Annotated in this window: 5 protein-coding genes and 1 pseudogene; 5 read left to right on the forward strand and 1 reads right to left on the reverse strand. The window is 47.1% G+C overall.

Going from position 1 to position 10569, the window contains the following annotated elements; translation table 11 throughout:
• Window positions 1-160: 160 nt before the first annotated feature.
• Window positions 161-2350, reverse strand: a complete 2190-nt coding sequence (locus tag ACRBG0_RS04840; RefSeq protein ID WP_431485780.1) for a T9SS type A sorting domain-containing protein — start codon at window positions 2348-2350, stop codon at window positions 161-163.
• Between the two features lie 187 nt (window positions 2351-2537).
• Here ACRBG0_RS04840 and ACRBG0_RS04845 point away from each other — a divergent pair, with 187 nt between their 5' ends.
• The 5 genes and pseudogenes from ACRBG0_RS04845 to ACRBG0_RS04865 all read left to right on the forward strand — a co-directional run.
• Window positions 2538-4226: a hypothetical protein gene (locus ACRBG0_RS04845; protein WP_431485781.1), complete on the forward strand. Its 1689-nt coding sequence runs from the start codon at window positions 2538-2540 to the stop codon at window positions 4224-4226.
• A 160-nt stretch (window positions 4227-4386) separates the two neighbouring features.
• Window positions 4387-6357, forward strand: coding sequence for a hypothetical protein (locus ACRBG0_RS04850; protein ID WP_431485782.1), 1971 nt, complete (start codon window positions 4387-4389; stop codon window positions 6355-6357).
• A gap of 149 nt (window positions 6358-6506) precedes the next feature.
• Window positions 6507-8780, forward strand: a complete 2274-nt coding sequence (locus ACRBG0_RS04855; protein WP_431485783.1) for a gliding motility-associated C-terminal domain-containing protein — start codon at window positions 6507-6509, stop codon at window positions 8778-8780.
• Window positions 8781-8804: 24 nt separating this feature from the next.
• Window positions 8805-9311: a T9SS type A sorting domain-containing protein gene (locus tag ACRBG0_RS04860; RefSeq protein WP_431485784.1), complete on the forward strand. Its 507-nt coding sequence runs from the start codon at window positions 8805-8807 to the stop codon at window positions 9309-9311.
• Window positions 9312-9331: 20 nt separating this feature from the next.
• Window positions 9332-10569 (forward strand): annotated as a pseudogene (locus ACRBG0_RS04865) (hypothetical protein); the annotation flags it as partial.

Here is a 10569-nt window from a genome sequence, read left to right on the forward strand (position 1 = left end):
CTTTTCAGATGCTTAATGACTCATATTGCTACGTCCTTTGCGTAGATGATTTATTTCCTCATCCCTAAATCATTTTGTTTCCCTCGCTTGGTTGCCAGGATTTTGTGTATGGTGGCCAAGCGAGGGAACGATGATTATGGTTGGTCAGTGCTTGTCGTATTTACCGTAGTACCACAATTTTGGTGACGACTTCTCCATATTCACTGGAAATTGTACAGAAATAAATACCTGCCTTTATTCCTCCTTCCAACTCCCAGGTCCATTCTGTAAATAAATCTTGTTGTTGCGGTGTTGGTAGTACACTGATGGCTCGACCAGTAGCATCGTAAATGACCGCTTGCCAATCATCTGCACGAAAACCCGACGGATGATTGAGGCGAATACGAGCAAAGTCTACGGTTGGATTTGGGCTGACACTGATGGTGGCCTCTTCGAAATCAAACTCCTCTGTGTTGAAAATGATAGGCCCGCCGTTGTTGACTAAGCAAGCTATGCAAGGTTCACCACCGAGGCCAGGTTCCAGCGCTAGAAAAGCAGTAAGCGGCGTAAGAATACGTTCGGCAATACTTTGCTCAATCAGGTAAGCTCGTTCTGCATCGGAGGAAAGTTGATTAAAGACTTCACGGAAGTGTTGGGCGTACCACATTTCTCGCATCAGGGTGTCTCCGGGAATAACCTGATCCGCTCCAACCTGAGTACTTTGGCTATAAAACTCACCACTATTTTCACTGACGAGGTAACCGTTAATCTCCATTGGTAGTTCTCCGAGGTATTTTCCTGTTTGTATCAGCGCGCCACCATTGGCTAAACTATAATTGTTGCTAGACAAATTAAAACGTTCATAGCATAAACCATTTTCGAGACTGACGGTATAATCGACAATGGCATTTTCAAAATAGACGGGGTTTAGCATGTTAGATAAACCTTGCGTTAGCGAAATTTCCTGATCACGTAAAACAAGTACGGTAGAAGTCTCAAACGCAGCCGTAAGTACTTGATAGAAGTAGCTATTTCCGTAATAGATTTCGTCTTCGTGATAGATGACAGAAACGTTCAAGTCTTGATAATCCAAAACACTAATGGGTACACCTATTGCTGCAATGGTAGGCTGGAGCAATAGCATCGTTGCATTGGCTGCCGCAGGAACGGCGTATGCATCACTGGCAGCTAAAAGATAAAACTGGGTAGCATCTCCCTGAGTTTGGGCCCAGTTTAAGCTTTCCTGTAGGAGCAGTTGCAGGTTAGAAGTATCCATCTCTGTTAGCAGCTCTTCAATACGACTATCAAGCGTACTATTTTCAGATGTCCATGTTAGATCATCGAGAAAAACAACGCCTTCTGTAGTCGCAACGGCTACATTCAGCAGGTCTTCATCAGAAAGGTAGATTGAAAGTTGTTGCTGAAAAGCATTAAGAAACTCCGACAGCGAAGTGGTCGTTTTCATGCTAGTATAATCTAAAAGGAACATGATTTTTTCGGCTTCTTCGTTATCATAAACAGCTCCCCAGTCGGGTAAGTAAGCCAGCTGGTAAAATTTCTCACCTTGATTTTCGTAAGTGCTGACAAAGGCATCCTGGTCTTCTGCCAGTGGTGTATCCCAATTGATACTCAACTCACTGGCATTATAGAAGTCGATGTTATCTAATTCCAGGTAGTGGAGTTGGTCTCCTGTTCCACCTACTACAATCTCCGTTAGCGTTGTTTCTGTACCGTCCATATTCAAACGGGGTACTCCCCACTGCTCGTCTACTGCTACAGCCACACTAACGGAAGCTGGGGGGTGATCTGTAGATTGAAACATGGACAACAAAATATCTTGCGTAACCTGGGTTCTACTCCAAGTGGCGGGTACGAGGAAGCTCATCTTTATTCTTCTGCTTTCGCCTTCGAACATTGGATAAATCCTGATTTCGTAGCGGTTATCCGGCAGAATGTAAAGAAAAGAAGGATCTTGATTACGGTCAACAATGTCTTCGTAAGTAGTGAAGGCGGTCCAGTAATCGATAATGTCTGCCTTAATGATTTCGTCTTCTACCCAGAGCCAGGAGTCGTGTACAATGGTTTTGGCTGGCAAGTCAAACTGCCAGAGAATTTCAGAAATAGGCCACCAGGTATCACCGGGCATGCTGCTGATTGTAGCGTATACTTCTACTTCCGTGTAAACGCCCTGTGGCGAGATCACCAAGTCAAGATCAGTAAACAGACCGTGAGGTGAATAATTCTCCCATCCAGGGCTAGAGGTGTTAGGGTTCCATGCATCTGGGTTGGCGATCCTGAGGTAGTTTTGGCCGTTGATATTTGGGTAAATAGCAATGAAAGCAATTGCGAGGAGTAACGTTTTAATTTTCATACTTAAAGGGTTTTATTGAGAGATTCCTTTAAATTTAATTCTTTTATGGGTAGCAAGATTTTGATATTCAGTGGTTTGTAAGGTGTCTTGCCAAAATATTAATCACAACTTATTTTTGTGCTGTTTCTATTATACCTATTTTTAAGTTCATTTTTTTTGCAAAAAAAATAACAATCCCCATCTAGTCATGAGAATACTGATAATACTCCTCTGTGTGACCTTTAGCAGCTATAGTTGTGCTAATTCTCCTCAGAATGAGGAAGCAGAAGCGCTTGCGCCTGCGCCTACTGACGGCGTCCAGTTAGGCGAAGTTAACCTTCCCGTAACGGGTAATGCTGCTGCTCAAGGAGCCTTTAAAAAAGGGTTACTGCTGTTGCACAGTTTTGAATACGAGGACGCACGCGCTGCTTTTCAAGAAGCACAGGCTGCTGATTCGACAATGGTGATGGCTTATTGGGGCGAGGCAATGACTCATAATCACCCTCTTTGGCGACAATTGGCTGCAGAAGAAGGGCAGGCTGCGTTGGCTAAATTGGCTCCTAATACCAAGGATCGACTGGTACTGGCAGCTACGCCTTTAGAGCGCGATTTTATGGCCGCTGTAGAGTTGCTTTATCAAGAAGAAGGCACGAAACAAGAGCGCGATCAGCAATATGCCAACCAGCTGGCTAAGATGAAAAAGAAATATCCTGATCAGCTTGAGGTAGCTGCTTTTTATGCACTTTCGCTGCTTGGGGCGGTACCTGTAGGTCGTGACGAAGAAGCTTATGAGCAAGCTGCTCGTATTGCGCAAGGTGTGATGGCTGAAAACCCACAGCATCCTGGCGCACTGCATTATCTTATTCATGCTTATGATGATCCTGCTCATGCGGCCAAGGCTATTCCTGCGGCAAACAGCTACTCGAAAGTAGCCCCTTCTGCTGCACATGCGCTACACATGCCTTCACATATCTATGTGTCTATGGGCATGTGGGAGGAGGTGATTCAGTCGAATATCGCTTCCTGGAAGGCCAGTGTAGACCGGATGAAAGACAAAGAACTTGACGATAATGCACGTAGTTACCACGCTTTTCACTGGCGGCTTTATGGCCTCACTCAGCAGGGGCGTTACGAAGAAGCTGGCCGGCAGATGACAGAATTCAAGCGTTATACCTCCACCGAGCCTAATGGCCCTGCACGCTCTTATATGGCATCCGTAACAGCCAACTACCTTGTGGAGACCAACGACTGGAGCAATGAAGAAGTGCAGTCCATCAATCCTGACCTGGAAGACATGAATATATTGGTACGAGCCATTCGGCACTTTACCACAGGCTGGCGTGCTTATCTCGCTAAAGATCAGGAAGCACTGGCTACTACCTTGACAGCTATGGCCAAAGAACGCAAAGATGCTTCTAATCAGGTGACGGCTTCAGGTGCCCCTATGTGTAGCGCGGCGGGGTCTAGCAGAGCTTTACCGAACCAGTTGGATATCGATCAAGCTTATGTGCTGGCCCTTGAATTGGAAGCGATGCAAGCCCAATTGGAAGGTGATCTAACCGAAACAGAGCGCTTATTAAAAGCGGCTGTTGAATTGGAGCAGGCGACCAGTTATTCTTACGGCCCACCACGTATCGTACAGCCGTCCTATGAGCTTTATGGTCGCTGGCTGCTGGAGCAGGGCCGCCCTACCGAGGCACTCGTTCAATTTGATTATGCGCTCGCCAAAGGCCCGGGGCGCTTACATGCTTTAGCGGGAGCATTACAAGCGGCCGAAGCTACCCGTAATACCACCAGAGCGAAAGCACTTTATGAGGAATTGAAATCCAATCTCGAAAAGGCGGATCAGGCAGTACGTCTTCGTTACCTTTCGGAGGAGATGTTGTCGTCGATTTAAGATTTAGGGCCATGCCGTAGTAGTTTTGTTACGCAAACGCTACTACGGCACCAGGCTGTCCTTGTTTTTATGGATTTTGTCTGAGAAACGTTATACCTGTTGATTTTCCAGTGGAGAATACTAGCTTTGGTTAATTTTATAATAGACCAAAGCTATTATAATGAAAACGCCTCTACTGATTGTTACTTTGCTGATTACGAATTGTTTAATAGCGGCCACGCTGCTCCCCTCTTTTGCTTCCACGCTACCCCAAAAGGAAGTTCAGTCAAAAGCAGATAAGACACTTTCCTCAAGTAAGGCCAATTTGTTGCCGCAAGTCACCGCACCACTTTACGAGCACCTCTACGAAATTAATGAGCAGTGGTTGACGGAAACCTCTCCGGTAAATTATCTGACTTCCGTGAATTTTTCGGATGATAACGAGCGCATTCGTACTCACCTGCAATTGGTGGAAGGTATTCTCCGAGCACGCCCAATTAATCACTTAACTGTCGAACAGCAGCAACGGCGCAGCACTGTGCTGGATTATCTACAGCAGTATTGGCATAGCGGCCTCTTTCCCATCAACAGTTATCAACCAAACCGTTTGCCTGTATTTGTTGACGAAAAGAATACGGCCTGTGCCGTGGGTTACTTACTTCAAGCTACGGGAGAGCAGGAACTGGTGGATCAGATCAGGATGGAAAATAACTTCGCAGATTTACAAAAGTTATTGACGTATACCGAATTACCGTCCTGGGCAGCCACGAATGGTTTTACCGCCGACGAGTTGGCGTGGATACAACCGAGTTATGCTGCGCTTTACTTTGATGCACTGCCTTTTGGCAATGATTTAGGTATCTCCGGCGGGCAAATTCTAGATATGAAAGTCTACAACGACGAATTGTATATGGCTGGGACCTTTTCTCAGATTGATGACTTTGCTGCCGATCATCTGGTCGCTTGGGATGGTAATGAACTGAGGTCATTGGCAGGTTTTTCAGACATGGATGGCGGCTTCTCCCGGATTGCCATTGATGAGGGCTCGGGGGATATTTATGCTATTGGTGTTTTTTCGGCTGCTGCCGGACAGCTTGAAACGCAAATATTTGCCCGCTATCGTTCGGATAGTTGGGAACGCCTTTTGGAGGTGCCAATTGCAGAGGGCTCTTTCACGGACTTGCTTTATCACCAAGGCTTTTGTTATCTCAGCGGCGATTTTGATAGCCTGGCCGGTAGTAACCTGATTCAGAAATTAGCTGTTTTCAATACCACCAGCGATACTTGGGAGCCATTTAATGAGCAATTTACGTTTACGGGGATTATTCGGGATATGGATATAGAGGGAGATTCTTTATTGGCGGGCGGGAAGGGGCTGCTCTTGTCAGGAGTGGATACTTTAGCAGGTAATTTGCTTTTGGTAAACTTGGAAGATCGCGCTTTTTTGGATGGAGCAAGTGTAGCTCCATTGTCTTATGCTTTTCAGGAATATTTTTTAGTAGATATTATGCATAATTATGGGGTGGACTATACGACGATAGGCCTCCTTGAAAATGGAAACTATGGACTTAACTTCACAGGTGGACTGCTAAATAATTATGTTGAGCCATTGATGCTTTTAGAACCACCGATCATAAGTGGATTTTATGAGTCGCGCTACCTGTTTTATGGGGCGTTAAATTTTGATTTAGGAGGAGCAGGCTTAGGGCCTACTGTCTTAATCCAAATACCTGGGGGAAGTGCTTCTTTGTATTGGCCACTTGTAAGAGCAAATGGTGCGGTCACGGCGCTTGCTGATTTCCAAGGCGAATTGATCATTGCTGGTGATTTTACGGAAATACGAGGGATCGTCATCAATAACCTGGCACGTGCCGATCTTTTGATTTCGGATGCGGAAGAAGGCATTTCAGAAAGCTTGATCTCTGTTGGGACCGATGGGCGAGTGCTCTTTATTCAGCACCTTCCTCCGGTTTTAGCAGCGCCTGCCCGCCTGGAGTTGTTTGATATGACCGGGCGGCAAGTTTGGTCGCAAGAAATTACGGATGGCACCGCTACTCAGCTTGAGCCTAATAGCTTGCCTGCCGGTAGTTACGCTTATTGTTTGCTGGTGGATGGCGAATTGGAGGTGGGACAAGTGGTGCTGGTGAGGTAGGAGTAAGCAGTTTTAAAATAGGAGAATAATATTCAAGCTACCGATTCAGCAAGCTCCTGTCTGAAATGAGCAATTCTTTATCCTTCTAGTCCCGGACTTTTACGGAAGCGACAAAAAACGTCGCCATCTCACCGTAAAACAAAGGACCAATGAATTTTCCTCAAAAAAAATGTACCCCAACAGGTAACGCCTTTTCAAACGGATGCATCAATGGCCAAATGCATCCAATTTTAATGACACCTGTTATCCCTTATCTACTGATGCTTTGTTTGTCCTTGTCAAGCTTTTTGGCGTATAGCCAAAGTTGTGAGGGCACCTTAGGCACTAACCTTATCACTGGAGGAGACTTCGGTAGCGGCATGGCAACGATTGTAACCAATGACCCACAACTGGCTCCTGGTTATATTTATCAGAACAGCCCGCCGCCAGACGATGGTTTCTACACCATTGCCAGCACTACGGATTTTGGTGATCCTAATTTCTGTTGGACCAGCCAAGGTGACAATAGCTCTGACCCCAACGGTTATCTTATGGTGGTCAATGCTACGTTTGATCCGGGGATCTTTTTTGAGCGTACCCTCGAAGTATGTGATGGCATTAATTATGAGTTTAGTATAGATATTCTCAATCTTCTTCGTGTTGAATGTGTAGATGGGATTACGCCTAATATCGATATTCTCATTGATGGTGTAGTGGTTGATCAAACGGGGAACGTTCCCCAAGATGAAACCTGGTATACTTACCGGACCCTTATTACCATCCCTGAGGGAACCGACTTTGTCACACTGACATTGCGAAACAATGCCCCTGGCGGGCCCGGTAATGATTTAGGAATTGATAACCTGTGTTTGCGCCATTGTGCACCGGATTTAATCCTTCCAGTAACCACAACAGCTTGCCCTGATGGAGTGACCATTGAAGCTCCGGCAGCGGCTACTACCTATCCTACACCTCATTATCAATGGCAGCGTAGTTTTGATGGTGGTACTTCCTGGAATGATTTAGCAAATGAAAACGGCGCTACACTTTTTATCGCCAATCCATTTGCCAATCTACAATACCGGGTAGTGGTAGCCAATGGGCCTGTCAATTTTCTCAACCCCAGCTGCCGTGCTACTTCAACGGCTACGACCATCCAATTACAAATCCCGCTGATGGTTTTTCAAACACCTGTTATTTGTGAGGGAGACACTTTGCAAATAGGTGGCCAAAGCCTGAGTGAAGCTGGCGACTATACCATTCCGTTACCGGGGAGCAGTGGTTGTGATTCACTTTTACAAATACAACTTTTCCTAAACCCTAGTTTTGACCAACTTTTTACCCAATCGCTTTGTAGTGGAGATACATTTCTGGGGCAAAAATTTTCCACAGATACCTTAATCTCCTTTTTTTATACGACTGCCGCCGGTTGTGACAGTATCGTTAATTATGAAATTGATGTGTTGTCCACTCCTTCCGGTGGTATTTCTGGGGACAGCATCATTTGCCAAGGCAACAGCACCCTTTGGCATGCTCCGGCTGGATTTAGTAACTACCTATGGAATACAGGAACAACTACGGCAGAGCTTGAGCTTAATTCTCCTGGCCTTTACGAAGTAACTTTTACCAATAGTCAGGGCTGCAGCTATACGCAGGAAAGGGAATTGCAGATTGCTGATCCCTTTTTTGATGCAATGGCGCAACCGCTTACTTGCCCCGATGCAGCAGATGGCCTTATTGAGATATTGTTTGCAGATGGCGGTGTTCCTCCTTATGAATATCAACTCAATGGAGGCGCTGGCCAAGCTGAAATGAGTTTTTTCAACTTAGCATCCGGCACCTACGAGGTATTGCTTGAAGATGCGATCGGTTGTTCCTTTTCGGAAACCTTAACCATAGCGGATGCTCCATTGTTGGATGCGACGCTTAGTGGTATTCCCAACACACCTATCGAGGCAGGCGATACGCTACAACTGAGTATTAGCAGCACAGTAAACGATTTATCCTACCAGTGGTCAGGTAATGGGCAAGCGAGTTGTGCTACCTGTGCTAGTACCAATTGGCTTGTTTTACCGGGTGGGCAATTACAGGTTGTTGTCAATAATCAGCAAGGCTGCGGCCTGGTGATAGATACCCTACTTGAGGTGCTAAACCCCTACCGGGTTTATCAGCCCAATGCTTTTTCGCCTAATGGCGATGGCGACAATGACTTCTTTACCCTGGGGCTTGGTAGCAATGCCAAAGTGATATCCAGCTTAGCAATTTTTGATCGTTGGGGAGCGGCGGTCTATAAATACACTGTCGGTAGCTCGCAGGAAGCTGGTTGGAATGGTACTCGCAATGGACAGCCTATGCCTACGGGTATCTACGTTTATTACGCAGAAATAGAATTTCAAAACGGCAAACGCAAACAAGTGCAGGGCGACTTGCTACTGATGCGCTAGCATTATTCACAAATATCCCTATTAATGAAACACAGCACACACAACTTTGGCCTTGGTGCTTGCCTGGTCATTTTATTGGCCAGTGCGGGTTCCTTAACCGGCCAGGACATGCCTCGTACCGTGATCGGTAATGCCGGTGATTATTACGACAACCTGCTTTTTGGTAGCCTACACTTCACTGTGGGCGAAATAGCGGTTGCTCGTTATCAAAATGGACTGGAACTTGGTGAAGGATTTCACAGAGCCTATTATGACCTTTTGGTAGAAAACGAAGAATTGCTTCCTCTCAATTGGGAGGTCAATATCTATCCCAACCCAACTACCGAAAGCATTCGTATTGCATTGCCGGACCTGTCTCCTACGAGGGCAGCACTTTACAACAGTAATGGTCAGCTGCTTTGGCAAGAAACCATTCTGACGTCTTTGCAAGAACTCGACCTTGGTGCCTATCCCGCCGGAACCTATCTGCTCCGATTGGCTGATGACACTGGCCGCGAGGGCACTTTTCGCGTACTTAAAATCAAACACTAATCCCCTAAAACCCTAAAAATATGCGTCATTTACTTCAACTTATTTTTCTGCTGGCCTTTAGTGTCAGCCTTTGGGCACAAGCCCCTCAGCAATTCAAATTTCAGGCTGTTGCTCGCGATGCGGGCGGCTCTCCTTACGCTAGTGCCAACCTCGCAGTGCGCGTGAGTATGGTGAGGGACGGCGTGAGCGGACTGGTTGATTATTCCGAACGCCATACGGTGACTACCTCGCCGCTGGGTGTCTTTGATCTAGCTATTGGCGATGGTGTTGCATTAAGCGGCATGATGACCGATGTAGACTGGGCTAATCATCCCTATTATCTAAAAATTGATATTGATCCAGCCGGTGGTACCTCCTATCTAAATTTGGGCACCAGCCAGCTTTTATCCGTCCCCTACGCCATCTATGCCGGCGAAAGTGGTAATGGTGGTGGTGGCAACCCTACGGATGAATTACAAAGCCTGATTTACGATCCCGTTACGCAGGTACTGACGCTCACGGATGGCAATTCTGTTACGCTTAATACCGCCGGTGGTACAGATAGCCAGACGCTTACGTTTAATGCAATAAGTGGCGATTTGTCCATAAGTAATGGTAACACAATTAATATTCCTGCCGGAGTACCTGGTCCTCAAGGGCCACAGGGCGAAGCTGGTCCTGTCGGGCCGCAAGGTATTCCAGGAGCGACTGGTCCACAAGGGCCAGAAGGCCCTGCTGGAACAGGGATCAACCTACTTGGAACAGTAGCAACGGTTGGTGATCTTCCAGCTGGTGGCAGCCAGGGCGATCTCTACATAGTGACTGCCAGCGGCGATGGTTACGCTTGGGATGGTAGCATGTGGAACAACGTCGGCCCTATTCAAGGTCCACAAGGCGAATCAGGCCCTGCTGGTATGGCTGGCCCCGTCGGACCCACAGGCCCCGCTGGTCCACAAGGCGAACAAGGCCCACAAGGCCCCTCCGGGCCTGCTGGTTCACAAGGCCCTAGCGGCCCACAAGGGGCTACTGGCCCACAAGGCCCGGCCGGACAAGATGGCACCGGGATTTCTATCCAGGGAACGGTAGCAACGGTCGGTGATCTTCCAGGAGGAGGAAACACCCAGGGTGACCTCTACATCGTTTCCGCGGATGGCAATGGTTATGTTTGGGATGGTACGATGTGGACCAATGTTGGTCAAATACAAGGTCCGCAAGGCCCACAGGGTGCACCGGGCTCACAAGGTATACCGGGCGCAACTGGCCCTGCCGGTCCTGCTGG

Source organism: Lewinella sp. (assembly GCF_050633125.1).
GTDB lineage: Bacteria > Bacteroidota > Bacteroidia > Chitinophagales > Saprospiraceae > Lewinella.